Source organism: Glutamicibacter sp. BW80 (assembly GCF_002332385.1).
In the GTDB taxonomy this organism is placed as follows: Bacteria; Actinomycetota; Actinomycetes; order Actinomycetales; family Micrococcaceae; genus Glutamicibacter.
This window is the reverse complement of record NZ_NRGV01000060.1, coordinates 52570-78019: the sequence shown is the minus strand read 5'-3', so window position 1 is coordinate 78019 and position 25450 is coordinate 52570. Positions and strand designations below refer to the sequence as shown.

22 protein-coding genes and 2 pseudogenes are annotated in these 25450 nt (G+C 60.8%); 9 read left to right on the top strand and 15 right to left on the bottom strand.

Annotated features, from left to right (window positions below):
- On the top strand, window positions 1-690 hold a 690-nt coding region (locus CIK76_RS16575), incomplete at its 5' end, for an AAA family ATPase (RefSeq protein WP_176484271.1).
- Window positions 691-694: 4 nt separating this feature from the next.
- Window positions 695-1933 (top strand): restriction endonuclease, encoded by a 1239-nt coding sequence (locus tag CIK76_RS16570; protein ID WP_176484270.1) that lies wholly within the window; start codon window positions 695-697, stop codon window positions 1931-1933.
- Window positions 1934-2221: 288 nt separating this feature from the next.
- Here the strand turns inward: CIK76_RS16570 and CIK76_RS16565 are convergent, their stop codons facing one another.
- The 8 genes from CIK76_RS16565 to CIK76_RS16530 form a co-directional block, all read right to left on the bottom strand.
- Window positions 2222-2782: a histidine phosphatase family protein gene (locus CIK76_RS16565; RefSeq protein WP_096288450.1), complete on the bottom strand. Its 561-nt coding sequence runs from the start codon at window positions 2780-2782 to the stop codon at window positions 2222-2224.
- Window positions 2779-3921 (bottom strand): ABC transporter ATP-binding protein, encoded by a 1143-nt coding sequence (locus CIK76_RS16560; RefSeq protein WP_096288448.1) that lies wholly within the window; start codon window positions 3919-3921, stop codon window positions 2779-2781. Before CIK76_RS16560 ends, CIK76_RS16565 begins: the two co-directional genes overlap by 4 nt.
- A 23-nt stretch (window positions 3922-3944) precedes the next feature.
- The gene (locus CIK76_RS16555; RefSeq protein WP_096288446.1) at window positions 3945-5687 is read right to left on the bottom strand and encodes an iron ABC transporter permease; all 1743 of its coding nucleotides are present in this window, start codon (window positions 5685-5687) and stop codon (window positions 3945-3947) included.
- A 10-nt stretch (window positions 5688-5697) separates the two neighbouring features.
- Window positions 5698-6717 (bottom strand): ABC transporter substrate-binding protein, encoded by a 1020-nt coding sequence (locus tag CIK76_RS16550; RefSeq protein WP_096288444.1) that lies wholly within the window; start codon window positions 6715-6717, stop codon window positions 5698-5700.
- Between the two features lie 73 nt (window positions 6718-6790).
- A complete protein-coding gene (locus CIK76_RS16545) occupies window positions 6791-7624 on the bottom strand; it encodes a metallophosphoesterase (RefSeq protein WP_096288441.1) in 834 nt (277 codons plus the stop codon).
- Complete coding sequence (locus tag CIK76_RS16540; protein WP_096288438.1) at window positions 7621-8328, bottom strand: tyrosine-protein phosphatase; 708 nt, start codon at window positions 8326-8328, stop codon at window positions 7621-7623. Before CIK76_RS16540 ends, CIK76_RS16545 begins: the two co-directional genes overlap by 4 nt.
- Window positions 8329-8479: 151 nt before the next feature.
- A complete protein-coding gene (locus CIK76_RS16535) occupies window positions 8480-9430 on the bottom strand; it encodes a MurR/RpiR family transcriptional regulator (protein ID WP_096288435.1) in 951 nt (316 codons plus the stop codon).
- A 571-nt stretch (window positions 9431-10001) separates the two neighbouring features.
- Window positions 10002-10448: an SRPBCC family protein gene (locus CIK76_RS16530; protein ID WP_096288433.1), complete on the bottom strand. Its 447-nt coding sequence runs from the start codon at window positions 10446-10448 to the stop codon at window positions 10002-10004.
- Between the two features lie 107 nt (window positions 10449-10555).
- Between CIK76_RS16530 and CIK76_RS16525 the strand changes: the two genes are divergently transcribed.
- From CIK76_RS16525 to CIK76_RS16510, 4 genes are all read left to right on the top strand, one after another.
- Window positions 10556-12109 carry an alkaline phosphatase D family protein gene (locus CIK76_RS16525; RefSeq protein WP_255248521.1) on the top strand — a complete coding sequence of 518 codons (1554 nt, stop codon included), beginning with the start codon at window positions 10556-10558 and terminating at the stop codon, window positions 12107-12109.
- Window positions 12110-12885: 776 nt separating this feature from the next.
- Window positions 12886-14772 (top strand): DEAD/DEAH box helicase, encoded by a 1887-nt coding sequence (locus CIK76_RS16520; protein WP_176484269.1) that lies wholly within the window; start codon window positions 12886-12888, stop codon window positions 14770-14772.
- A gap of 400 nt (window positions 14773-15172) precedes the next feature.
- A complete protein-coding gene (locus CIK76_RS16515; protein ID WP_096288429.1) occupies window positions 15173-15478 on the top strand; it encodes a helix-turn-helix transcriptional regulator in 306 nt (101 codons plus the stop codon).
- Entirely contained in the window at window positions 15479-16762 is a 1284-nt protein-coding gene (locus CIK76_RS16510) for a type II toxin-antitoxin system HipA family toxin (protein ID WP_096288427.1), read from the top strand.
- A gap of 19 nt (window positions 16763-16781) precedes the next feature.
- On the opposite strand, the gene CIK76_RS16505 is transcribed toward CIK76_RS16510, so the two are convergent.
- Window positions 16782-17270, bottom strand: a complete 489-nt coding sequence (locus CIK76_RS16505) for a hypothetical protein (protein WP_176484268.1) — start codon at window positions 17268-17270, stop codon at window positions 16782-16784.
- A gap of 246 nt (window positions 17271-17516) precedes the next feature.
- Entirely contained in the window at window positions 17517-17804 is a 288-nt protein-coding gene (locus CIK76_RS19475) for a hypothetical protein (RefSeq protein WP_096288423.1), read from the bottom strand.
- A 195-nt stretch (window positions 17805-17999) separates the two neighbouring features.
- Here CIK76_RS19475 and CIK76_RS16495 point away from each other — a divergent pair, with 195 nt between their 5' ends.
- Window positions 18000-19232, top strand: coding sequence for a glutaminase (locus CIK76_RS16495; protein WP_096288421.1), 1233 nt, complete (start codon window positions 18000-18002; stop codon window positions 19230-19232).
- Window positions 19233-19371: 139 nt separating this feature from the next.
- Here the strand turns inward: CIK76_RS16495 and CIK76_RS16490 are convergent, their stop codons facing one another.
- The 4 genes from CIK76_RS16490 to CIK76_RS16475 all read right to left on the bottom strand — a co-directional run bounded on the left by CIK76_RS16490 (window position 19372) and on the right by CIK76_RS16475 (window position 21694).
- Entirely contained in the window at window positions 19372-20388 is a 1017-nt protein-coding gene (locus CIK76_RS16490; RefSeq protein ID WP_096288419.1) for an Ldh family oxidoreductase, read from the bottom strand.
- A 79-nt stretch (window positions 20389-20467) separates the two neighbouring features.
- Window positions 20468-20599: a hypothetical protein gene (locus tag CIK76_RS19940; protein WP_255248520.1), complete on the bottom strand. Its 132-nt coding sequence runs from the start codon at window positions 20597-20599 to the stop codon at window positions 20468-20470.
- Window positions 20600-20979: 380 nt separating this feature from the next.
- Entirely contained in the window at window positions 20980-21360 is a 381-nt protein-coding gene (locus CIK76_RS16480) for a VOC family protein (RefSeq protein WP_096288417.1), read from the bottom strand.
- Between the two features lie 22 nt (window positions 21361-21382).
- Entirely contained in the window at window positions 21383-21694 is a 312-nt protein-coding gene (locus CIK76_RS16475) for a VOC family protein (protein WP_343252145.1), read from the bottom strand.
- A gap of 589 nt (window positions 21695-22283) precedes the next feature.
- On the opposite strand from CIK76_RS16475, the pseudogene CIK76_RS16470 reads away from it, so the two are divergent.
- Together CIK76_RS16470 and CIK76_RS16465 are read left to right on the top strand one after the other, a co-directional pair.
- Window positions 22284-24198: pseudogene (locus CIK76_RS16470) on the top strand (FAD-binding monooxygenase).
- A gap of 51 nt (window positions 24199-24249) precedes the next feature.
- A complete protein-coding gene (locus tag CIK76_RS16465) occupies window positions 24250-25038 on the top strand; it encodes a helix-turn-helix domain-containing protein (protein ID WP_096288415.1) in 789 nt (262 codons plus the stop codon).
- Window positions 25039-25067: 29 nt separating this feature from the next.
- On the opposite strand, the pseudogene CIK76_RS16460 reads toward CIK76_RS16465, so the two are convergent.
- A pseudogene (locus CIK76_RS16460) lies at window positions 25068-25364 on the bottom strand (transposase); the annotation flags it as partial.
- Window positions 25365-25450: the final 86 nt, after the last annotated feature.

The window sequence follows — 25450 nt, the reverse complement described above, 5'->3', positions numbered from 1 at the left end:
CACAACATCATGACAGCTCACCGCCCCGTCACCACGAGCTTGGGTAATTTAACCTATGAGCTCAAGGATGGGCCTCTGCGTCGGATCGTGGACCAAGCGATCAAGAATCCCGAGTACAACTACGTCCTGGTCATCGACGAGATAAACCGCGGAAATCTCGCTAAGATTTTCGGCGAGCTCTACTTCCTGCTGGAGTATCGCGACCAGCCGATCAAATTGCAATACAGCAAGGACGACGAAGACACATTCGTGATGCCGGAGAACCTCTTCCTCATCGGCACAATGAATACCAGCGATCGGTCCATCGCACTCCTCGATGCAGCCATGCGTCGGCGCTTCTCATTCGTTGAACTTCACCCGGAGAAACAACCGGTTAAATCCGTCCTCCCCCAGTGGCTGGAGCATCATCAGCTGGATCCTGAGCCTGCGGCGCTTTTGGCCGAGGTTAACGCCAGGATAAATAACCCTGATTTTCAGCTGGGGCCAAGTTATTTGATGCCCAAAAGCGGGACTTTCTTGGCAGGCCAGATGCAAGAAATCTGGGAGTACGACGTCCTCCCGCTACTGAGCGAACACCACTTTGGCGAAGAAGTCGACATCGAGGAGAAGTACGGCCTCGCTAGCCTCCGTGCACACTTGAAGAAAGAAGCCGCGGTACGAATCGAGAACTCGAACGCAGCGGATGGATAGGAGCATGCGGCAACTCGAACTATTTGAAGGTAGCCCTCCGAAGCAGCACACGTTGTCAAACGATATGGCATCAACGCTGAACCGTATGCGCATTGCCACGGTGACTCCGGTGGGTGGCGAACAGTGGACCGTTTCGAACGTTCGCAAGATCGGCGTTATTCGAATTGGTGACCAACAGATCCTAATTCGTCCCAAGGTTCCCGTCTCTCGACTGTTCTTCATGATGCAGTATGCCCTGCACCCAAAATTCTGGCGAGATGAGGAGATCCAGTTAGACACCGATCAGGATCTGCTCAGCGTCATGGCTGTGGCCTTCCTGCAGCAAGTCTCGAAGATCCGTCAGAATGGGATCATCCAGGGGTACGAAACTTTTAACGATGCGTTGCCGATGATGCGAGGCCGGCTAGATATAGCTGCTCAAATCAGTCGCAGGGGCGGGCTCGCACTGCCCGCAGAGGTAGTCTACGACGAATTCACAACTGATGTGCCAGAAAACAGAATGCTCGTTTCGGCACTTCACCGGCTCCTGAAACTTCCCATGCTGGACCCGGGGATTCGAGCTGGGCTACGCAAACTGACGCAATCATTCGTTGGCGTCAAACTCCACATTCCTGGCCAAGAACTACCTACTATCCGCTACACAAGGATCAACTCCAGATATCGACAGGCAATACTCCTCTCCGAAGTAATTCTCCGAAACTCTTCGGTGGAGCAGGTCAAGGGCCAGCTGACAGCCAGTGCTTTCCTCTTAGATATGTGGAGGATCTTCGAAGATTTTGTCACTGTCGCCTTAGCTGACAGCTTTGCTGCCATCGATGGCAAAGCAACACGGCAGGAAACCGGAACATTTCTCGATAAGGGCGCGAAACTGGCACTACGCCCGGATCTCGTGTGGCACGGCTCGAAACAACGGCTGGCCATAATCGATGCCAAGTACAAAGCCTCTGATTCCGCGAACTACCCCAACGCCGATATCTACCAGATGCTGGCGTACTGTGTCCGCTTCGGACTTGATGCTGGACACCTCATATACGCAAGAGGCCCAGAAGATGTGCTCTCCCATGACGTGATTGGCCACCAATCCACTGTGCACTGCCATGCCGTGGATCTGTCTCAACCACCATCTGGGTTACTGAAACAGATGTCGAATCTGGCTTCACTAATTGTGGATTCTGGGTCTCAAGAATTTACTGCATCCAATCCGGCTCCACGGACACCGCGGTTTAATAACACAGGCAGCTAGACAGGCGGATATACGGTCATCTACTAATCCCTGTAAGTTTTCCCGGCAATATATTGCGATATTTTCAAGAATCGGACCCGCCTCGAATTTGGCTCACAATGCTTGCCGAAGCTACATACCTGTTGTGCCCTCCGCGAATACCCGAGAAAAGTTTCTGGGAACTGCCTCCATAGCCATGCATTGGTTAGACAACATGCAAAAACTTATTTTCTACGGTGTGATCTGGTTGCTTGCCCTGGGTGCAGCACTAATCTGAACCACCTGCAATTTCCGATCGCGCAGGAGCTTTTACCGCACCGTGGAAAGCCCTTCATCGAAATCCAACAGTAGGCCCGCGTCAAGTTCCACGACTTCCCCGTTTTCCACCCGTGGATGATCCACCCCACGCAGGGACGAGAGCACCAGGCGGATGAGCGTGCCGTGGCTGACAACCACCAATCGCTTTCCTGCATGGGCCGCAGCCAGTCCGGCCAGGGCCGCGGTGCCGCGCAGCACCACCGACACGGCGCTTTCCCCGGCCTCCATCAGTTCGCCCTTGGCTCGCTCGTCGAGACCGGCAATGTCTGTGCCCTCCGCTGGCCCGTAGTCGCGCTCCACCAATGCTGGAACCTCAACCACGGCACCGGTTCCAAGCCGGTGCGCGATAATCCGTGCTGTTTCGCGCGCACGTCCCAGGGTGGAGCTGACCACCAAGTCCCAGGGGCCGGCCTCGGCGAGCGCCTCGGCCGTGGCCAGCGCCTGCGTCCGGCCGGTGTCGTTCAGCGGGATGTCTGCCCTGCCTTGTAGGCGTGAGGCGCGGTTCCATGCGGTTTCACCGTGCCGCACCAAGGCCCATGCCTGCGGGTTCATGCTGCCCGTCCCTCGGCGGCGCCGGCTTCCTCACAGAACACGTGCGCCGATTCGATCACCGGACGAACCAGCTGCCCTTCTGTGGGGACCCAGCCGCTCACCAGCACGCGCAGCGCTGTGCCGGCCCAATCCACACTGGTTTCATATCCATGCCTGCCGTAGAGCGACGAAGTGACGCGAGCCAGCGGGGCACGGCCCGCCGTTGTCCCGATTCCGCGATTCTCTACAGGTTCCAGCCGCAACCCGGTGGGAGCCACCGCCGCCACGGCGCGGCGCGAGCGCGACACTGCGGTTTGCGGCACTCCGACGAACTTAATGCCCGGATTCCGGTGCACCTCCATGTGCTTGTTGAACCTGGCCCCGGGGTGGTCGGCGTGGAAGTTGCCGTCCACCAGCGTGCCGGGGAATAGCGTGGCGTCCGAGACAAAGGATGCGACGAAAGAGTTGGCTGGGTTTTCCAGCAATTCGGCCGGGGTTCCCACCTGCTGGATCCTTCCCTCGTTCAGCACCACTACCCGGTCGGCCAACCCGAGGGCCTCGGCCCTGTCATGTGTCACGTGTACCGCAGTCAGCCCCTGCTCGCGAGTCAGGGCACGCAGTTCCAGCCGGAGTCTGGCACGCAGCGGTTCATCCAGAGCGGAGAGTGCCTCGTCCAGCAGCAGCGCCTTCGGCGAGGCGACAATGGCCCGGGCCAGGGCGACGCGCTGGCGCTGTCCCCCGGAGAGTGCGGAGGGCTTTCGTTTGGCGTATTCGGCCAAACCCACCTGCTCAAGCACCTCGGCCACCCGGCGGGCGAGTTGTGCCCGGGGAATACCGGAGAGCTTTAGTGGGTAGCCGACATTACCGGCCACGGAAAGGTGCGGCCAGATTGCATGGTCCTGGAACACCATGCCCAGCCCGCGCTTCTCGGGAGGCACCCACGTCCCTTCCCCTGCTATGTCCTTCCCGTCAATGGAAAGGGAACCGGCAGACGGGCGGAGGAACCCCGCAATGGTTCGCAGCAGCGTGGTCTTGCCCGAGCCCGAGGGTCCGAGCAACGCCAGGAATTCCCCGTCTCTTACGTCCAGGTCGATCCCGTCCAGGCCCACGTGCCCGTTGGGGTAAACGAGGCCAAGATTTCTCATTTTAATGGTGGCCATAACGGCCCCCTTTCATGATGTTGCTATGTGTCGGTACGGCGGTTGGCCAGTGCCGCGGTCGCGGAGAGACCCAAGATCCCTGCAAGGGCCACCAACAGGGCCAGCGCGGAGGCTCCCGAATAGTCGCCGGACTGCTGCAGGTTGAAGATGCTCACACCCAGGGTCTGGGTGCCAGGGGCCACCAGCAGGATGGAAATGGTCAGTTCGCGCACCGCGGTCAGCAGCACCACCACCCCTCCGGTGAGCGCTGCGGGAACCGCTAGGCGGGCCGAGACATCCAGCAGGGCGCGCAACGGCGAGGCGCCGGCGGTGCGGGCAGCTTCCTCCAGCGTGCTTGACACCGAGGCCAGGGGCGCGCGCACCGATTGCACCACCAATGCCATGAACGCCATGATGTAGGCTCCCAGGATCACCCAGGAGGTGTTGAAGATCCCTAGCATCGGGGCGATGAGCAGCCAGCCCACGGCAATCACCAAGCCGGGCAGGGCTTGGGGAAGGGTTGCCACCACGTCCAGGGCACCGTTACTGCGGTGTTTACCGCGGGTCAGCAGCAGTGCGATGCCGAGGCCCAGGACCGTGCAGCACACCGCCGCTCCCCCGGCCAGCAGCAGAGAGTTGCCCATCCCGGAGACGGCGTTCGGCGAGGTTGCGGCGCGGATGATGTTTTCCAGGGTCAAGTTCTCCAAGGTCAGAGGGACGCCCGGGGCTGGGAGCAGCGCTTGGCTGGCCAATGCCAGCAACGGCACCAGGCAGATGATGCCGACCCACAGCCACAACAGCACCAGCACGGGGATCCGTGCGGCGCCCAGTTCCAGTTTCATGCCGGTTCCCCCACTACCCAGCTGGCTGCCGGAGGGCAGCTTGCGTTGGGCCAGCACCGCAAGAACGGCGAGTACCAACAGCAGCAGTCCAATCGCGGAGACGGCGGGCAGCGGGTTGCTGGTGGTGCTGGAAGCCAGATAGCGGTACACCAGCGTGGTCAGTGTCGTATAGCGTTCGGGCAACCCGATCAACGCCGGGATCCCGAAGTCAGACAGGTTTGCCACCAGCGTCAGCACAAATGCCGCCAATAGTCCCGGGCCCAGCAGCGGCAACGTCACGGTTCCCAACACCCGGGCGGTGCCGGCCCCGGAGATGCGGGCCGCTTCCTCCAGGTTCCCCGGGATGCGCCGCATTGCGGCGGCGATAACCAGGTAGGCCATCGGGTAGGAATGCACGGCCAGCAGAAAGACCACTCCCCACCCGCCGAAGATGCTCAGCTGTGCATCGATGCCCAGCGAGGCCAACGTCTTGTTCACCGGTCCGTTGGCCCCGAGCAGCGCCATCCAGGCCATGGCCCCGATAAACGGCGGGATCAGGAAGGGCAGCAGCACCAGCCAACGCAGGGCGCCCCGGCCGGGGATGTTGCTGCGTTCGAGCACCACGGCCAGAAACGCACCGGCCAGGGTGGCCAGCAGCGCCGAACCGGTGGCGCTGGCCACCGAGTTTAGTGCCGCCCCGGCCACGGCGCTGTCCCCAAAGACCTGTCGTGATTCGGGTTGAATTCCTTGGAGCGCCAGGGCCACCAGTGGCAGGCCAACCAGGAACGCCAAAACGACCCACACCCCGGTGCGCAGGGCACCGAGTCCGTCGCGCTCCTGCACCCGGCGCCGTTTTGCTTCGGCATTGGAAGCCTGCTGAGCGGACGGAGGCGGCGCGGAGCTTCCGTCCGCGTCGGTTCTCGTCTCGGTTGCCGGACCGGTGGCGGCAATGCTGTGGGTCGTCATGGTCAAGGTGTTACTTCAGCAGCGAGTTGAAGAAGTCAACTGCTTCGGTCTGGCCGGCGGCGATCTTTTCCTGGTCCGGGTCCAGCAGGTTGATCTCACTCAGGGCAGGGGCACCCTCGGGCACACCTGCATCCTCGCGGACCGGCAGGTAGGACTGCTCCACTGCCAGCTCCTGGCCTTCCTTGGAGACCAAGAAGTCCACGAAGTCGTTGGCAAGCTCCTGGTTTACCGAGTCGGCAAAGACACCGGCAGGCTGGGAGACGTAGGGGACACCGTCGCTCGGGTAGCCCACGGCAATGGGCGAACCCTTGGCGGCGAGTTCACGGGCCACGTAGTCGACCACGATGCCAACCTCGGAGCTGCCCTCGGCCACCGCCTGGCCGACCGGTCCGTTGCTTTCCAGCACTGTTGGCTCATTGGCTACCAGTTTTTCCAGCCAGTCCTGGCCTAGGCCAGCTTCCTGGAACCACACCGCGGTGTTGAACGCAGCTGCACCCGAGACGTCGGGGTTAGGCATGGCGATCTTGCTCTTATACGTTTCCTCGGTCAGTGCCGCCCAGCTGGCCGGACCCTCGGTGAGGGCGCCGGTGTTGTAGGCGATGATGGTGGGGATGATGCGGGTGCCCACCCAGAATCCTTCCTCGTCAACAAACTTCTTATCAAGCTCGGCGGCGTTGCTGATGTCCAGCTTGGCCAGCGTGCCCTCGGCGGCGTAGGTCTCGAAGGTCGGGACATCGGCGGCGAGGATGACGTCGGCGCTGATCTTTCCGGACTGCTTCTCGGTGGCGATGCGGGTCTTCAGTTCGCCGGTGGCGGCGCGGAAGACCTCGACGTTGGTGCCGTCATTGGCCTTCTCAAAGGCCTCCACGATCTGATCGATCTTGGCCTGTGGCTCGGAGGTATAGACGGTGAGGGTCTTGGTTTCCGACGCGTCTGCGGCGCCGGCAGGGTCCCCGCTGCCGGCACAGGCGGTCAGGCCAAGTGCGGGGATCAGCAGCATCGGGGCCAGGATGTTAAGGCGTTTTTTCATTTCTTCTCCTTAGAAGTGCCGCCCTGAAAAGGTGCGGCGTGCGAGTGGTGAAAAAGGGGATATGTGGGAGCCGCTACAGCAGCACGGGTTGCCTCACGGGCGCAGCAATTTCACGGGTGAACACCGCCGCGGCGGTGGCCACCTGCACCGGGCTGGCCGACAGCGTGGAGCCACCGACCTTCACGACGCTGATCCAGCTGGTGTCCAAGCCCTGGATCAGATGCGAAGGGGCAAAGATGTTGTGGTTGTAGGAGACCGCGGGGGCTACCCACACCGGAATTCTCCCGAGGTTCCCGGTGCTGGGCAGGTGGTAGTGCCCGCAGAGGATCGCGTGCACATCACTGCCCTCGAGCACCGCGGCAAGCTGCGCCGGGTTGGCCAGCCCGCGGCCGGCCAATCCGGGCAGAGTTGCGTCAATGGGTGGGTGGTGCATGGCCAGCACGCTTCCACCTGGTGCGGGTGTGGCCAGCACGCCGAGCAGCCATTGCAGTTGCTCTTGGGTCAGCGTGCCCTGGGCCTGACCGAACCCGTGGCTTTCGAGCCCAATGATCCGCAGGCCGGCCACCTCGTGCACGGTGTCGGCAGGGAACGGGCCACCGGCCTGGCGGGTGCGGTTGAAGCCCGCTGCCACTGCGCCGGCCGGATCGTGGTTGCCCGGCACCACGATGACCGGACATCCCAGTTCCTGTTCGGCCCGTTCGAAGAGCCTGGCGGCGCGGTTGTAGATCTGTTGGCCGCGGTCGGCGATGTCTCCAGTAACAAGCACCGCGTCGGGAGCGAAGTGGGCGGCGGCGCTCAGCGCCGCGACGGTGCTGGACCAGGTGTCGATCCGACCGTGCAGCAGCTTCTCGCCCTCCAACAGGTGGGTGTCGGTCAGTTGGACTAGGGTGGCCTGACGCTGGCTCATGCGCTGGGGCCAGCCAACTCTTGGCGTAATATTTCCAGCTCGGCGGGTGCCAAACCGTGGGCCAGCAGGTAGCAGGCGGCGGAACCGAAGCGTTCGGCGACCAGGTCAAGGGCTCCGGCAAGGGCTGGGGCCGGGCTTTGTAGGTGCAGGTGCAGTGCCGCCTGCAATTCGTCACCGTCGCCCAGCGCGGAGGCCAGTTCCTGGTTCACTCGCTCGCGGAAGCTGTCCGGTAGGTTTGCGGCACTGCGCGCATAGTCATCAAGGATCAATTTCCGCGGTACCCCTGCGACCTCCAAGACCAACGCCACCACTAATCCGGTCCGGTCCTTGCCCGCGGCGCAGTGCAGCAGCACACCGGAGGGCAGGGACGTCGCAATGGCGCTGACCGCCTTGGCTATTTCCGTGCCGCGGTCGTTGAGCAATCCTCGGTAGACCTGTTCAATGGGTGTGGACAGGGGCAGCGCTCCGCGATACAGCGGCACCTGGAGATATGCGGTACCGGCGGGGAGGAAGTCCGGGCGTGCGGCACTCTCGAAGGGCTCGCGCAGATCCACTATCGTGCTTACACCCAGTGCCTCAAGATCTCGGATGCCGGCGGCATCCAGTGCGTTGGGGGCCGCCGAACGATACAACCTGCCGAGTCCTGTGGAGGGAACCTGGCGCAGGTTCGGCACCGCGGTGCTGGCTTCCAAGATGCTCGGCATGCAGGATCATTCCTCAATTCGTTACCTCGTTCCCCCGGCGGGGAAACTTCGTTACAAATTGATTTCATCCTCTCCAGATGACCGGATGATTAACTGTTTCCCACCTGCGGGTGTCCGGACAAATAAGAATTCATCCAGGACTGAGGGGAAGTCAGTCAAGGGCCTCTTCGTGTCCCTGCAAGGTCCGAGAAAGCAGCCCGGCCAAGGCCTTAGACGGGCCGAAACCGGGTTGTCCCGCACGTTGCTGCACCGCAAGGTTCAGAGCATTGAGCACCAGCATGTGCGCCACCCTGCTGGACAGGATCTCGGAGGCGGCGCTGGCAGTGCCGGTGACCAGACAGGCATCGGCAAGCTTGGCCAGCGGGCTCAGCCCGGTGCTGGTCACGGCAACGACCCGGGCACCTGCAAGCCGGGCCGCGTCAACTGCGTCCAGGGTATGGCGGTTGGCGCCCGAAAAGCTGATGGCCACACACACGTCCTCGCGTTCCAGCAGACGTGCGGTGAATTGCTGGGCCAGCACATCACCCGGAGCGGTGGCCTGCCGCCCGGCCATGGTGAAGCGCAATGCCGCATCCTGTGCCGGGATCGAGGAGCCTCCGGTGCCGAGCATCAGGATCGTGCCGGCGGTGGAAAGCATGTCAACGGCACGGGTAAATTCGGCCCTGTCGAGCATCGCCTGGGTGGCCTGCAAATCCTCGTGCGCAGCGGCAAAGACCTGCTCCAACAATTTCTCTTGGTCGCCGGGCAGACCCGGCGCCACGGAATCTTCCCTGAGCACCGCGCCCGGACCGGGTTCCACGTCATCCTGGCGGCTTTCCCGAGCGCCTGGATCCAGCTCGGCCAAGGCCACCGCATGGCGGGTGATTTCGGTGCGGAATTGTTGGTAGCCGGTGAACCCCAGCCTTTGGCAGGCACGCACCACCGTGGCGGTGGAGCAGCCCGCAGCCCCGGCAACATCTTGAGCCGAATAGCCGGGAACCTCGGCAAGCCTTGCCAGCAGCACCTCGGCCACCCGGCGCTCGGCCGGAACCAATGCCATGGCTGCAGATCGAAGGTGGGCGAGAATCGCGGGTGCGGTCATGTGTGTCAGCGGCAGCGTCATAGGGCAATGATATGGGCTTTGCTAAGAGATCCGGAGTTCCAACCACCGGCACGGGCCAGATGTGGAGTTGTGCCGGGTCATTTGGCGTCGTCCAGCGCGAACCGCGGAAGCAGCTGGGTAATTATCGGCCGAAGCAAGGTTGCGCCGGCCAGGCTTTCTGGAATGTCCTGTGCGCCACAGGTTCCGCGGCCATCGTGCCGTATAGGACTGATGCCGGAAGTTCCAGAAGGAGGCGAGTCCCGCGCCGCGGTCCTCGGTGAGGGTGAAGGTGAAGAAGTGTTTCCACGACTCGAAGTTCATGATCGTCATCGGTAGGTTCACCGCCAGCCAGGACAGTGCTGCACCGGGTATTCGAATTCGGCGCCCGTGGCGAATAGCAGGCCTAGGCGACGGCGTTTGTGCCGAGCCAGCCGTTGATCCGGCGGGCGTTCTTGGAGGCGACGGCCAACAGGGCGGCCACCACGGTGAGGAGCACCAGCACTCGCTCGAAGATGAAGAAGCGCGGGCTGATCCGCCCCGGATTGCTGTGTTTTCCCTCGTCATCGACGAGCTACTCAGGGCAATGGGCCCCTTACTCGGTGGCGTCTGGGAACTGCGCGGCCAGCCGTTCCAGGGTGCGTTCCATATTGGGCCCGGTGCTCCGGGTAAAGCCCATCAGCCGCAGCGGCCACTTGTGCCGTAACCGGCTGGCGTCCCAGGTTTCGCTGACCAGTGTCCCTGACCCGACAGCTTCCAGCTCGTAGCGCCACCGATGTCCGCTGAAGTGCCGCCAGGCGATCTGCCGGTCTTGCTCGAATTCCACCACGGTATTGCTGATCCGGTACGGGATGCCCAGGCGCATCTGCATGCCGAACTCGCTGCCCAGGGTGAGCTTGCTTCCCTGTCCGTTCGAGGCCCGCACCGTTCCGGAGCCGTCGATGACCGGGTGCATGGCGGGATCCCTGAGCAGTTCGAAGATCTCTCGGGGTGCGGCGGCCACGAGGCGGCTGCGGGTTTGGCGATACGGGGATTCATTCATCAGCCCATCCTATGCATCATCTGATCCAGTGCCCGGCGGCCGGGCCTATCCCCAACGATGTTGTTGTGCCATTCTGGGTTGACCTGCACCATCAGGAAGGGAAATCGATGAGCCACCGAAACGATCAGGACCTTGTCCTTGGCCCGATGCTCCGCCACGTGGATGCTACCTCCGCCAGTATCTGGGTGGAGACCGCTCGGTCTGGCACCGTCGAGGGCCGTTGTGGTGAATACACATGGCGTGCGCCGACTTTTGGTGCCCACGGCCACCACTATGCGTTAGTTGAGGTGAGCCGGCTGGAGGTTGGAAGCGTCAATCCCTACAGCGTGCATCTTCAGGGGACAGCTATCTGGCCGTGCGAGGATGGCTTCCCCGAATCCATGATCGCCACCATCGACCCCGCCAAGAATCCACGGCTGGCCTTCGGGTCCTGCCGCACCAGCATTCCGCACGACGCGGCGGGCAACCGCAAGCACGGAGTTGACGCGATGCGCGCCTATGCCCTGTCCATGGCGGGCACGGGGCACGGACCGTGGCCGGATTTGATGCTCTTCCTCGGGGATCAGGTTTATGCGGACTCCACCAGCGACCAGATGCGCGAGTTCATCCGCAGCCGGCGCGATATCAGAGACGAACCCGGGGCGGAGCTGAAGGACTTCGAGGAATACGCCCACCTGTACCGGTTGGCCTGGTCCGACCCGGCCAACCGTTGGCTTCTTTCCACCCTGCCCAGCGCCATGATCTTCTACGACCACGACATCCGCGACGATTGGAACTCCTCGCGGAGTTGGAAACAGGACATGGAGCAGAGAAGCTGGTGGCACCAACGCATTGTTGCGGGCCTCGGCTCATATTGGATCTATCAGCACCTGGGCAACCTCTCCCCCGAGGGGCGGGCTGCAGATCCACTGTGGCAACGCATCGCTTCCCACACCGGCCCCGAAGAATTGGATATCACTGCCGACCTGGACCGGTTCGCCGAGCGCGTCGATGCCGCACCGGAAAGTGCGTGGCTCGACGAGCACATGCAAGGCGGATTCCGCCACCTGCTGGTCGCTACCTCGCTGCCCTTCTTGCTGCCCATGGGCCTGCATCACGTGGAAGCGTGGAACGAGGTCTACTCTTCCGGAGAACGCGGCCCGGCCCGGGCGTGGCTCGGCGAACGGCTGCGCCGGGCCGTGGACCTTGAACATTGGGCGGCGTTCCAACAAAGCTTCCAGAACGTCGCCCGGTGGGCCACCGAGGTCGCCGATGGAAAGCGCGGCCCCGCCCCGCAGACCGTCACCTTCCTCTCCGGAGACGTGCATTTCTCCTATGTCTCCGAGGTCGAACGCGAGAACGGGAGCAGGATCCTGCAGGCGGTATGTTCGCCCATCCGCAACCCGCTGCCCCGGTTCATGCGCTACTTTGCCGCGGCCCTGGCCTTGGGGCCGGCCGTCCCGTTCGGGGCGTGGATGGCGCGCAGGGCCCATGTGCCGGCCCCGCCCTTCCGCTGGAACGGCATCAAAGGGCCGTGGTTCGATAACAACCTCGCCATCCTCGAGGACACCGAGGACGGGCTGGTGATCAGCTGGGTCACGGGGGTGGTTGAGCACGGAGACCACCTGCACCCGAAGTTGGAAACCGTCGAAGTGGCAGCGATCGAGCCGCACGAGGGTTGATGCGACCGTAAGGTATCGGGGGTATTTCATCGCCTTTAGACCTCAGGAAAAAGGGAAGTTCACGTTGACCGAGTGCTATATTCAGGCCCTCAGCGACAACCGCACAACCGCACAACCGCACAACCAATGCAGTACAGCGCAGTGTACTTCTTACCGATGAGAGGGCACGCCACTGGTTATGCTGATGAAGCAAGGTTCGTTCCACCAGGAGATCGTCTGTGCCAGCTCAGGATGACATCAGCAATCAGGTCGCGTGGCTCAAACAACGCGTCGCTGCCTTGGAGCACCAGCTTCATTTGGTGCGTGCAGACCTGTCGGCACTAGAATCCTCGATTGTTGCGCCGGCACCAGCGCCCGTACCCATGCAACTGCCAGCCATCCCGGCTGCTACCCCAGTCACCTCAACGATTACTCATTTGTCATCAGCAGAGGACAAACTACAACTCTTCCGTTCTCGGTTCCGCGGTCGGACTGATGCATTTGCGACAAGCTGGTTAAGTGCCAAGACTGGCAAGAAAGGTTGGGGACCGAAGACAAAGGGCTGGGTTAGCCCCAAGGAGGTCACCAAGTCCGATTTGTTGCCGCTGAGCGATGATGTGATTTATCAGCATCTGAAGCCCACTCCCGAAGGAACTCATCCTTATCACGTTGGCCTGTACCCATTGATGGATGATGACCATTGTTACCTACTGGTGTGCGACTTTGATAAGGGTGAATGGAAGGCAGACGCCACCGCTTATGCTGCGGCAGCACGTGGTGCTGGATTTGATAACCTCATGGAGATTTCGCGATCGGGTCAAGGCGCACATATATGGATCTTCTTCACCGAGCGCATCCCCGCAATTCAGGCCCGGGCCATGGGTGCCGGAATTATTCGAAGAGCCATGGAATACCGTACCGGTCTGCCCTTGGAAAGTTACGACCGACTCTTCCCTTCGCAGGACACGTTGCCGGTCAAGTCTCCGGGCGCCAACAGGCTGGGCAACCTCATCGCGTTGCCATTGGAAGGAACAGCCCGTGCACAAGGGCGAACGGTGTTTGTTGACCCGGAAACCTTTGAACCGTTGCCAGACTATTTCTCGGCGTTGGATCAGGTAGTGCCGGCGAGCGCCAAGGCGGTAATGGATTACTTAAAAGAATTGGGCAACGTGAGCGTCGGTCCCAAGCTTTCGGCCAGCGAACCAGCACCGCGTCGTCCACCTGCTAGTTTGCGAGGTCTGGTCAAAAACCAGCCGATTCGAGTGCTGCGCGAAGCCCACCTGCACATCCCGCTGCCGGTGTTGCCCAGTGCCGTGATTACCGAGCTCAAGCATCTGGCGTGCCAGGCTAACCCCGAGTTCTACCGTAGGCAAGCGCAGCGCATGAGCACTTACGGGTTTCCACGTCTGATCCAATGTTTCAGTCACACCGAGGAAGAATTGCTCTTGCCACGAGGCGTCACCGACGAAGCCATCAAGATTTTGCGCACCGCCGGTTTCACGGTGAAGGTCACCTATCCGCGCAAGCCTCGGACCAAGCTGGAGCAGCCATTCCAGGGTGAGCTACGCACGGAACAACAAGAGATGCTCGACTCCATCCTGCCTCACCGCGAAGGAGTTATCGTCGCGCCCACCGGGTCCGGAAAGACCGTCATCGCCTGCGCATTGATTGCACAGCGTCAGGTACCCACCGCAATCTTGGTAAACAACACACAATTGCTGGGCCAGTGGCGCGAAAGCCTGCAGAATTTCCTGGGCCTGGATCCACAATTGATCGGACAGCTTGGTGATGGCCAACGAATGCTCAGCGGGAAGGTGGACCTTGTCATGATGCAGTCGCTACGCGGCCGCAACGCCGATCCCCAAACGCTCACTGGCTATGGCCAGATCATCATCGACGAATGCCATTCGGTCGCCGCACCTTCTACCCTGGCTGCCGTCGAGAAGATCAAAGCAGGCTTCTGGGTGGGACTCACGGCAACACCCTACCGTGCAGATGAGCTCAATAGCCTAATCACTATGCAATGCGGGCCCATCCGCCATGAAGCTGGGATCCCACTGGCTGCCACGCGTGAACTGCATGTCCATGAAACACCCTTTGAGCCCCAAACACAGGAAACCGACGGCGCCGGAATGCAGGAGCTATATAACGAGATCGCCCACGATCCGGTGCGCAACCAACAGGTGGCTGATCTGGTGGTCTCGGAGCTAAATGAGAACCGACACTGCCTAGTACTTTCCAATCGCACCGGACAGATCCACAACCTTGTTGAACTCATCAAAAATTCGGGCACCACCACCCCGGTGATCGAACTTCACGGCAAACTCAGCAAGAAAGAACGTCAAGCAATCAGCGCGCAACTGGCAGAGGTGGAGAAGGCAGGGGATTCCTACGTGGTGGTGGCCTCAGACAAGATTGCTGGAGAGGGTTTCAATTTGCCTACACTGGACACCTTGTTCATGGTCTCCCCCGCGAGTTTTAAGGGCAAGATCGAGCAGCTGATCGGACGCATTCAGCGAACAGATGACGCGCAGCGAGTGATCCGCATCCACGACTTCGTTGATGTGGAGGTTCCCGTCTTCGCGCATATGGCCCGTCGTAGGCACAGGGTCATCGTCAAGAAGGGTTTCAAGATCATCGTCAGGGACGGTGAGCACTCACAGCCCGCGCTAGATACGCTGTAAAGAGTCAGATCGCAGTGGCGGGTTGCTACTTTCTGGTTCCTTTTCATCAAGGGCCAACCGAATCCCCCATCCATGAACGAGCAACTTCATGAATACCATTGGCAAACAGCGTCGGACGTGAACTAAGCACGTTCCACACCGTCAATCCCTTCATGGCCAAGCCCTTCACAGTTGGATTGGTCAGCTCAAAACGATCAACACTTCCCGATGCACTTTGAGGTAATTCTTGATTGGTTCAGCGATGGCGAAAGTAGCAAATACTCAAAGTTGCGTTTGCATGCTTTGGCACATGTATCGGGCATAACAACTGCTTTAGCAATTCTAAAAACTTCTCCAGTAATAGTTTCCAACGAACTTATTATCCTACAAAATCATTGTAAAAGTTGCTAAGGTAAGAGTTATGGAAACCATCGGTGATCTAGAGCATCGCGTAGGCCAGTTGATCCGCGAAGCACGGCTAGGTAGAGACACCACCCAATCTGATCTCGCACGCGCCAGCGACCTGTCCCTCAGTGCACTCCAAAACCTTGAAAACGGCCGCGGAGTGAAGCTCGAAACATTTCTACGCGCTCTGAGAGCGCTTGACCGTCTCGACATCATCGATTCACTCGACGAGGGCTACAGCGAACTCAGCCCGATGGAAGCCCTCCGCCTCTCCAAAAACAAGCCAGCACGCCCACAACGCGCCTCAAGGAGAACTCGTTAAATGGCTTTCGAACACGTAAACGTCATCGAAGTCAAAGCCTGGGGCAAGACTATCGGCGCGCTAAACCGCGGCAACGTCCGAAACGCCTACACCTTCGAATTCGCGCCCGGCGCCGAACCCAACCGAAGCTTCTTCCCGCTGAGCATGAAGCCCTCGCCGAGGAAAAGGACTTTCACCTACCCTGGTCTCAGCGAAAACACGTGGAGGCAACTACCTCCCGGGATCGCCGACTCGCTTCCAGACAGGTTCGGCAATGCGATAATCAACGCTGAAATGGCACGCCGAGGAGCCGACCCAAAAAATGTGTCCGTCCTTGACCGTCTTGCCTACACTGGCAGTCGAGCCATGGGAGCCCTCGAATTCGAACCAGCAACCAGCCCTAGAGCATCAAAAGCCACCGTCTTGGTCCTCAGCGACCTCGTAGTTTCAGCACGCAAGGCAGTTGCAGGCACCCTGAACGACGACATCGAATCAGAAGCCGCTCTAGCTCAAATATTGGCAGTGGGAACCAGCGCCGGCGGCGCCAGAGCCAAAGCGGTCATCAACTTCAACCCTGACAACGGGCATATCACCCCCGGGCAGGAACCTGTTGCCGGAACCGAATCTTGGTTACTGAAATTCGACGGTGTCCAAGACGAGAAACTCGGTGACACCATGGGGTTCGGACTTATCGAATACGCCTATTCGCTTATGGCTAAAGCTGCCGGAATCACCATGCCTGAAACGCGTTTGCACCACGAAAACGGTCGTTCACACTTCATGATACGAAGGTTCGACCGCCCTGGAGGGCTAGAGAAACTGCACATGCAAAGCTTGTGCGCGATGAAACATCTAGACTTCAACTTGGTCGGTACCCACGACTACGCACAGTTCCTGCAAACCATTAGCGAGTTGAATCTAGGCCAAGAGACTAAGGCCGAAGCCTTCCGTCGCATGGTGTTCAACTATGCCGCTTGGAACTGTGATGACCACTCCAAAAACCACTCGTTTCTCATGGACGAGCAGGGGAAGTGGTCGCTCGCGCCAGCCTATGACATCACTTACTCTTACCGCGAGGATAGTGAATGGGTTGACCAGCATCTAATGGGGGTCAACGGCAAGTTCCTGCACGTCACTGCCTCACAGATGCACCAGTTTGGAGAGCAACACGGCATCGTTGGTTATAAGAGCATTATTTCAGAGGTCAATGATGCCATTGATAATTGGAGCCAGTACGCGACAAAAGCGAATATCCGCCAAGCCGACCGCAACCTCATCGAACAATACATTGGCCCGGTAGCCTAAGCGCAAACCTCGAGCCCCATCAAGGGAAAATGGGGCTAGTGACCAGAGGGCCGAGATTCTTACAAACGCGCGATACCATCTGCTGGCTCACACCCACATATCCTGCGATCTCCGACTGATGCATTGGCATATCAGCCAACAAAAGGCACCGTTCGATCGCCCAACTCCCCCACGGCACTTTGCGCGGGTTCTTCCGCTGAACAGAAGCGGCCTGCTCGAAAGGCTCAGGAGTGAAAACTGTACCTTTGAGGATCAGCTGCAGCGACTGCTCCGTGAGCACGTCAATCTGCCCTGCGCGCGCTTGCTCAAGAACACCATCGGTGGCTGTTCGGCCCGCAAACAGGGGACGTACCGGAGAACCTTGATGAGCAATAGAATTACGAATGGTGCGCGCAGAGACTCGTTCCACCGAAGGCATCACCGCCACTAAAAGATTGTGTACTCCGGCTCTTTCAGCGATGCGGAAATCTAATTCGCGAAGAATAGAGACTACATCAAGACCCACCACCTGTTACAACTATTATCCCCTACTACGGGTTGAGAGTTGTTAGACAAGAAAACAAAAAAGCTGTATAAGCAAAGTTGTTTGTTCCCAGGTGCCGCGGTTGCACGGACGCCATTACAGAGGCGGGACTAACCACCGATGGCAAGTCCAGATCCGGGGGGGGTGCATTCCCCTAGATCACTGGGAAGAACTGGGAGATGCACCACCGGCAGCTGGCATCCGAGCGTAGGAAGGCCGGTACAGCCGGTTCTACTGCCGCCCCCTTCCAAAATGGTACGTCCCCACCCGCCTGCAGCCTGTCATCCTGTTGGATTTCATCAGTGTAGAGACAGGCTCAAAACCGAGAAAAATGGCTTCAGCATCACGGATGCCGCCCGCGCCCTGCCGCATACGATACGCGGCATTCAAGTCTCCGACGAAGCCGGAGTTCGTCTCTGCACCGCCAATGTCCAGACCAAGGGTGGAGGCGTAGACCAAAGGGCTAGCACTGATACCGCGCATCAGCTCCATGGTCTTGTCCAAGGGCACGATCTCCATGTATTTCTCCTAGCTCATACCAATACCTCATCACGGTCGGCCACGGCGGCAGCCACCCTTGCGACGACAGAAGCTAGCGCGAAATACCGAAAGTCACGCGGTAGGTTAGAAACGCAGGAATAGTTCACCCGTTTCTAAACGCACCATATTGCGCCAATCCCCGCTAGTTCAATTCTGCCGATGAGGATCCAAGCCATGAAAACTCCCATACCTGACTACCTCAACGAAGTACTCAGCACTCTCCGCGAAGACACCACGGGTGCAACTGCAAGCTACATCCCGGAACTAGCAGAAGCCAACCCCGATCTGTTCGCCCTGGCCGTCACCACCGGCACGGGAAGCACCTATTCGGCCGGGGACGTAGACACAGAATTTTCCATCCAGTCCATTTCCAAGCCTTTCGCTTATGCCGCAGCGATCATGGACCGCGGAATAGACCGGGTGCTGGAGTCCATTGGCGTTGAGCCCTCAGGCGAGGCCTTCAACGAGCTGTCCCTTGAAGGCGGCACTCACCGTCCGAAGAATCCGATGATCAATGCCGGTGCCATCGCCACGCACGGCTTGCTCGTCGGCGAGCGCGCAGACCCCGAAGCACGTGTGGCGCGCACGCTGAGCATGTTCTCGCAGCTTGCCGGCCGGGAACTTCGCATCGACGAAAGCGTCTGCGCCTCCGAGCTTGCTACGGCGGATCGAAATCTTGCCACCGCGCATATGCTGCGCAGCTACGGAATCCTCACCAGCGACCCGCATGAGGTAGTCGCCGGGTACACGCGCCAGTGCTCAATATTGGTGACCGTGGCCGACCTGTCGATGATGGCGGCCACGCTCGCCAACGGCGGGGTGCAGCCGCGCACTCATGAGCGCGTCATCGACACGGACGTAGCCCGCCAGGTCATGGCGGTCATGGCTACCGCCGGAATGTATGACGGTGCCGGAGACTGGCTCACCAGAGTCGGCATCCCCGCGAAGAGCGGAGTGGCCGGCGGCCTGGTGGGCGTGCTTCCCGACCAGGTGGGGATCGGCGGCTTCTCGCCGCGGCTGGACGAGCACGGCAACAGCCAGCGCGCCCGGCGTGCCTTTGAGCGCTTGTCTGCGGATATGGGACTGCATCTGTTTGCGCCAAGCCATGGCCGGCTGGAGGTCGTCGGGGTGCAGCGAGAGAGCAGCCGCGAGGTATTCACCTTGCAGGGCAACGTGCAATTCACTGCGGCCGCGGAGCTCTTGGACCTCATGGCTGATTCCACTTCGCTCAGCGAAGTCCACGTTGATATGTCCCGCGTGCATTCCTTCACGGATGTTGCGCGCCGCATGACACTTGAAGGATTGCGCAGGCTGCGCATGGACGGTCGGCGGATCTTCATCAATGACCCGTTGCAGTCCTTGGCGAATCCGGATCTGGGAGACGGAACCTACCCGGAGAGATCCTAAAGTCCTCATGGCAGGCTCCGGCTCTCCGGGCTTCAACCGGATTCAACGGTTCAGCGACGCTATCTTGGAAATCTCATAACCGTTAATCAATCATGGCGCGGCCAGCTGGGAAAAGTTCCGCGGTATCCGTTGGAAGCTCTCAAATCTCCGTTGGCATCTCCACATTTAGCGCGGCGCCCACTCGTTGCATGTTCTCCCAGGTCTTCACGTTCAGCGTGATGGCCGTGGCCGCTTCGATCTGCGCCGGAACCGGAGATCTCTCCCCCGGTACCCGGAGGGGTTCGGTCTCATCCTGCAGCTCGCTGCCTTTGACGTAGCTGATGAATTCTTCAATCTGTGCCGTGTACTCCTCCAGGTCACGCAGTTGAGCCACATCGATGGCGATGATCAGCGTTCCCTGGTGGTCTGCGGTTTTCCGCTCGGACACCGTCTGCGAACCCGAGAGCGCTCCGCCGAGGGCCTCGACTAGCAACCCCAAACCGAAGCCTTTGAAACCGCCGAAAGGCTTCAGCAGCCCGTCGGCGCCCACCCATTCCTTGGACAGCGTGTTGCCGCGATCCCGCTCTTCGGCGAGACGCCCGCTGGCCACCGCGCTGGTCGCGAAGTCGATCACCAGATGAGGCGCCTCGGCGCGAGGCACCCCGGCTGCCAACGGGTTCGTTGAGAGCCGCGCCTGCGACCCACCGGGAGGCACCACGATCTGTCCTGCGCCATTGTTATTGCCGAAGATCAGCGTCACCACACCCGCGTCGGCGGCCTGTTCGCAGAAGGGCGCCAGCCGCCCGGCATATTCGCTGCTGTGCACCGCTACCGCCGAAATTCCGTACTTCTTGGATCGTTCTACGGCGAGCGCGGTCGCATCACGCAGCGCAAAGTGCCCATAAGTTTCGTGCGCGTCCAGCCGCACCAAGGCTCCGCTGTCCAGATCCACAGTCGCTTGCGCTCCAGGCTTCGCGTGTCCGGCGAGCGCCCGATCCACATATTCGGGAAGGCGACGCAGTCCGTGCGAGGCGTGCCCCGCCAATTCGGAGGAAATCAATTGCCCGGCCATGTACTCGGCGTCCGTAACGGATGCGCCTAATGCCTGCATGCAATCGGCAATGAAGCGGTTCAATTGAACCGGTGTGCTGGTCACCGTTGGAAGCTGGTTAGACATGGATCCCTTAGGAACGTTGGGGCCACCGTGCGCCGTAGTTGGGTTCTCGGACGCAGAAAGACACTGTTGACTGGTCCTTCTAGCGTACGTAGTCGGCACCGGTAATATCGATTGTCGCTCCGGTGACGTGTCGGGTACGTCCGCTGGCCAAGAATGCGGCCAGCTCGGCGACCTCTGCAGCCGGGGTGATCTCCCAGCGGCAGCGCCGCAATGGATGGATCTTCCGGGTCCAGATGCGCTGCCGGTAACGCCCCTTCGGGTTTGAGTCCGCACTGACAATTTCAGCGATCGCGGCCAGATTGTCTGCGAGGTGCGCGGTGAGCGCTAAGGGTCAGCCGATCTCGCTCAGGATATTCCCGGCGACGAACATTCAGAATGCTGCCCAGGGCGTGCGGCTGCTTGCGCTTGCCGCGGATGCTCGACCCGCGCGGCCACATGGTGAGGAACAGCCCGCGGAACACCAGCAACGCGATGTTCCTCGGTGCCCGGGGGCCGAAGAACGGAATCTCGAAATATTACAATGTCGGAAGGCACTTGGGCGAATAGACCCACCCGAGGTGACCTCTCTGTAAAGAGGTCACCGGCTACCTGCTACTGATTGACGGGCGGGTGTTCCGCGATGCAGAAAAGATTGCCTTCCGGGTCGGCGAGTGTGGTCCACTGAACGTGCGCCACTTCTTCGAGTACATCCCACTTATGCATGGCTCCCAAGGCGATTACTCGTTGAACTTCCTCGGCGCGTGAACCCCACGGAACAGTGAGGTCCCAGTGTGCAACCTGCGATTCAGCGCGTGGCCGCGTACCCGGCTGGAAGAACATGCCAAACCCGCCGGCCCCGTTGGGCGGCAAATAAAAGCTGTCTCCGCCACCGGAAATTTCACTTCCGGTGACGCTGGCCCAGAAAGTCGCTAAGGCTTGGGGATTCTCCGCCTCGAGGTTGATTGCTCCGAGGGTGATTTGGCTTTGTGTCATGGCCCAACGTTAGCCCCTCGAATTACAAGTTCACGTCCCTTTCTAAAGTTTCGCGTTCGGCGTCGCTGCGTAGGATGCAGAATTCGTTGCCCTCCGGATCGGCAAGAATCACCCACCCGGTTCCATCCGGATTACGCAGATCATCAACTTCTTCCACTCCCAGAGCCAGCAACCGGGCTAGCTCCTCGTCGCGGGTGCCATTGGTAGGTTTCAGATCAAGATGCACACGGTTTTTGACCTGTTTGGCATCGGGCACCTGAATGAACAGCAAGCGCTGCGTACCGTCGGCGGAGAAGATCATGCGCTCTTCGTCCCCCGGCAACGTTCGGATCATCCGGGGCTTGTTGAAAACCGAGAACTTGACCCCAGAATACCGATTGGGCGAAAGCATCAATGCTGTCAAAAGTCGTATAGGAAATGAGCGCTGCCATGGGCTTCAGCGTATTGTCCACCGAGCTACTGGTCCGCGGTTCATTCCGTCCCGAAATACCGTATTCCAGCTGGGCCTCTTCACCCCGCCCCAAGCGCAGCAGTAGCTCCGCTCGGGTGGCAGAAAGCAGGTGGTAGCTGCATAGCGCACCTGTTGCCCGGTCTCAGCTCCATGGGTCAGAAGCTGATCATCTCAAAGATTGCCACCTCGTGTTTCTCTTCGCATCTACTTAGAGCGGCGGCGCTCGGGTCACCGAAGGTGGAATCGCAGCAAGGCTTCCGCCAGCAATTACTCCACCACTGCCAGAGTAGGAATCTTGCTCAGCTGCTCTACGGAGGCTGGGCAATTTGGCTGCCGTCACCGGTTCTGGAGGCAGGCACAACGAACTACCAGCATTCCTTTGTGCAGAATTTGTTGGTGAATTTGAAACAACCAGCCCTACGTTAAGCAAGACAGATCACGGCGCCCAAGGCGCAGCAGAGCAAGGAGCACCATGCAGTTCTACCAGGATGGCTACCGCCCGGGCGACCCCGACATCCGCCCCGCGGCCCCCGGACGCCGGACCGCGGGAACACTCCCCAAACAGGTTGACGTACTCGTCGCCGGCACCGGCCCCGCCGGGTCGGTCCTTGCCGCGCAACTGGCCGAGTTCCCCGAGATCTCCACGCTGGTCATCGAGCGCCGCGAGGCGGCCCTCGAGCTGGGACACGCAGACGGCGTCGCCTGCCGCACCGTGGAGATGTTCAACGGCTTCGGGCTGGCCGAGCGCCTGATGCGTGAGGCCTACTGGGTCAATGAGACCAGCTTCTGGGGCCCGGACTCCGCCGACGGCATCGCACGCACCGGCCGGATCCAGGACGTCGCCGACGGCCTGTCCGAGTACCCCCCACGTGATCGTGAACCAGGCCCGCATGCAGGACCTGCTGCTCGAGCACATGGCCAACTCCCCTTCCCGGCTGGTCCCCGACTACGGCCTGGAACTCATCGATGTAACCGTCGCCGAGGCCGGCGACTACCCCGTCACCGCGACGTTGCGACGCACGGGCGAGGAACCCGGCAACGACATCACCGTCCGCGCCAAGTTCGCCGTGGGCTGCGAGGGCGCCCGCTCGAACACCCGCCGTTCGCTGGGCATCAAGATGCAAGGCGATGCCCGCAACCACGCCTGGGGCGTCATGGATATGCTGGCTGTCACCGACTTCCCCGACATCCGCCTGAAGGCGGCCATCCAGTCGGCATCCGGCGGATCCATCCTGCTGATTCCGCGCGAGGGCGGCTACCTGGTGCGCCTCTACGTGGACCTCGGCGACATCGACCCGGGCGACTGCGAGGCCCGCGGGCGCTTCACCTCCGACTCGGTCATCGAGGCAGCACAGAAGATCCTGCACCCCTACACGCTGGACGTGAAGGACATCGCCTGGTGGAGCGTGTACGAGGTGGGCCAGCGCATTGCCGATCGCTTCGACGACGTGCTTCCCGAAGACCGCGGCACCCGCACCCCGCGCGTGTTCATCGCCGGGGACGCCTGCCACACGCACAGCGCCAAGGCAGGCCAGGGCATGAACGTCTCCATGCAGGACGGCTTCAACCTGGGCTGGAAGTTGGCAGCCGTGCTGCAGGGACGCAGCCCCGAGTCCCTGCTGGACACCTACTCGGCCGAGCGCCAGGTCATTGCCCAGGAGTTGATCGACTTCGATCTCAAATGGTCCACCGCCATGGCGGCCAAACCCAAGGACCCGGCCAACCCTAAGGCCGGCGGCATGGACGCCGCCGAACGCCAGGGCATCTTCACCCAGGGTGGCCGATTCACTGCCGGATTCGCCACCGACTACTCCCCGAGCATGATCACCGGACCGAACACCCACGAGCACTTGGCTTCCGGCTTCCCGGTCGGCGAGCGTTTCCACTCCTCACCGGTGATCCGGCTCGCCGACGCGAAGCCGCTTCAGCTCGGGCATCAGGCCCTGGCCGACGGCCGCTGGCGAATCTACGCGTTCGCCGACGCCGCACGTTCCGACGCAGCCGATTCCCGTCTGGCGGCGCTGTGCGCCTTCCTTGCCGAGGACCCCTCCTCACCGGTGCGCTCCTTCACCCCCGCCGGGTCCGACGACGACGCGGTCTTCGACGTGCGCGCGGTGCTCCAGCAGGGCCACCGCGAGGTGGAACCGGGAGAGGTGCCCGCGTTCCTGCTTCCGCGCAAGGCGCCGTTGGGGCTCATCGACTACGAGAAAGTCTTCACCGCGGACACGGCGAACGACATCTTCGAAGCGCGCGGCATCGACCGCGAGCGCGGCGCCATCGTGGTAGTCCGCCCCGACCAGTACGTCGCCCACGTGCTGCCGCTGGACGCACACTCTGAGCTGGCCAGCTTCTTCGCCGGCATCATGCGCTCACCGGCACTTGTCTGACCTTGACGCGGTCGCGGATCAACGAAACTCGCTAGCCCGTAGAATTCTGTTGTGCAGAAAAGTAATCGGATCGTCAAGAGACCAACCCATGCCATCGAGTCGGTCGAAAACGCCCTGAAGCTGCTGGTTCTGCTCCAGGAGCGCGAGTGGGTGCGCGTCGTCGACGCGGCCAAGGAGCTCGGTGTGGCGCCTTCCACCGCCCACCGGCTCATGGCGACCCTCGTCTACCGGGGATTCGCGTTGCAGGATGAGCAGCGGCGCTATTGCGCCGGCCCCAGCCTGCGCCTGGATGCGTCTCCGAATCCGGTGCGCAAACTGGTGGCCGCGGTACGCCCGCACCTCGATGCCTTGGCCGCCGAATCGGGTGAGACCGTGAACTTGGTGGAGCGGGTGGGCGTCAACGTCCACTTCCTGCACAGCGTCGAGGGCCCACAGCTGGTGCGGATCGGCGACCGGTCGGGAACGGTGCTGGCTGCCGGCACCTCCGCCGCCGGGCTGGCCGCACTGTCGGCCCTCTCCGATGCGGCCATCGTCCAGCTCTACCGCCGCCGGGCAACCCGGAGCTACGGGAACGAGCTGGACGAAGACGGCCTCGCGCAGTTGCTGTCCGAACTTGCGCAGGTACGGGCCAGGAAATATGCAATTAACATCGGCCGGACCGAACCGGAACTCGCCGCAATAGGTGGATACATCGGAATATTCGAGCAGCACCGGACGCTGGCCTTATCTTTGAGCGCTCCGATCTCTCGCGCGCAGAGCTTGCTAAGTCCCCATGTGGTTTCCTTGCTCAACTCGGTTTGCGGGGACATCCGAGATGCCTTGGACACCCAGCTGGGCTAAGCAATCCTAATTCCTGATTCGTCTAGCAGGCGGCGTGGTTCGGGGCTTAGAATTTTCCCATAGCCACCTCGGTCAGGATGTCGTTGGCGAGCAGCTAATCGGCTAACAGCATTTTTTAGGCGGGCGTTTTCCTTTTCCAGCTCTTGGGTGCGTTTGCCGGCTTCGGCTTTTTCTTTCGATCCGTACTGGTTGAGCCAGCGGTACCAGGTGGCTTCGGTGATCTGCAGTTCCCTGATGACTTTGATCATCGGGTGGCCTTCGTTGAGCAACTTTTGTCCTTTACGGACTTCAACGATGACCTGGTCTGGGGTGTGCCTGCGTGCCATTGTTTCTGTGATTTCCCCTGTGTCCAATGCCGGATACGATTACTCACAAAGTCACTGGACTACTTTTCGGGAACCCAGCCAAGTTT

What these genes read in the sequence shown, in the direction of transcription:
- CIK76_RS16490 (WP_096288419.1), bottom strand. Translation starts at nt 20,388, where the DNA reads ATGTCTAACCAGCTTCCAACGGTGACCAGCACACCGGTTCAATTGAAC.
- CIK76_RS16515 (WP_096288429.1), top strand. Translation starts at nt 15,173, where the DNA reads ATGGAAACCATCGGTGATCTAGAGCATCGCGTAGGCCAGTTGATCCGC.
- CIK76_RS16475 (WP_343252145.1), bottom strand. Translation starts at nt 21,694, where the DNA reads ATGATCCGAACGTTGCCGGGGGACGAAGAGCGCATGATCTTCTCCGCC.
- CIK76_RS16480 (WP_096288417.1), bottom strand. Translation starts at nt 21,360, where the DNA reads ATGACACAAAGCCAAATCACCCTCGGAGCAATCAACCTCGAGGCGGAG.
- CIK76_RS16495 (WP_096288421.1), top strand. Translation starts at nt 18,000, where the DNA reads ATGAAAACTCCCATACCTGACTACCTCAACGAAGTACTCAGCACTCTC.
- CIK76_RS16535 (WP_096288435.1), bottom strand. Translation starts at nt 9,430, where the DNA reads ATGACGCTGCCGCTGACACACATGACCGCACCCGCGATTCTCGCCCAC.
- CIK76_RS16530 (WP_096288433.1), bottom strand. Translation starts at nt 10,448, where the DNA reads ATGAATGAATCCCCGTATCGCCAAACCCGCAGCCGCCTCGTGGCCGCC.
- CIK76_RS16570 (WP_176484270.1), top strand. Translation starts at nt 695, where the DNA reads ATGCGGCAACTCGAACTATTTGAAGGTAGCCCTCCGAAGCAGCACACG.
- CIK76_RS16510 (WP_096288427.1), top strand. Translation starts at nt 15,479, where the DNA reads ATGGCTTTCGAACACGTAAACGTCATCGAAGTCAAAGCCTGGGGCAAG.
- CIK76_RS16550 (WP_096288444.1), bottom strand. Translation starts at nt 6,717, where the DNA reads ATGAAAAAACGCCTTAACATCCTGGCCCCGATGCTGCTGATCCCCGCA.
- CIK76_RS16565 (WP_096288450.1), bottom strand. Translation starts at nt 2,782, where the DNA reads ATGAACCCGCAGGCATGGGCCTTGGTGCGGCACGGTGAAACCGCATGG.
- CIK76_RS16560 (WP_096288448.1), bottom strand. Translation starts at nt 3,921, where the DNA reads ATGGCCACCATTAAAATGAGAAATCTTGGCCTCGTTTACCCCAACGGG.
- CIK76_RS16520 (WP_176484269.1), top strand. Translation starts at nt 12,886, where the DNA reads ATGGAGATTTCGCGATCGGGTCAAGGCGCACATATATGGATCTTCTTC.
- CIK76_RS16540 (WP_096288438.1), bottom strand. Translation starts at nt 8,328, where the DNA reads ATGCCGAGCATCTTGGAAGCCAGCACCGCGGTGCCGAACCTGCGCCAG.
- CIK76_RS16525 (WP_255248521.1), top strand. Translation starts at nt 10,556, where the DNA reads ATGAGCCACCGAAACGATCAGGACCTTGTCCTTGGCCCGATGCTCCGC.
- CIK76_RS19475 (WP_096288423.1), bottom strand. Translation starts at nt 17,804, where the DNA reads ATGGAGATCGTGCCCTTGGACAAGACCATGGAGCTGATGCGCGGTATC.
- CIK76_RS16555 (WP_096288446.1), bottom strand. Translation starts at nt 5,687, where the DNA reads ATGACGACCCACAGCATTGCCGCCACCGGTCCGGCAACCGAGACGAGA.
- CIK76_RS16545 (WP_096288441.1), bottom strand. Translation starts at nt 7,624, where the DNA reads ATGAGCCAGCGTCAGGCCACCCTAGTCCAACTGACCGACACCCACCTG.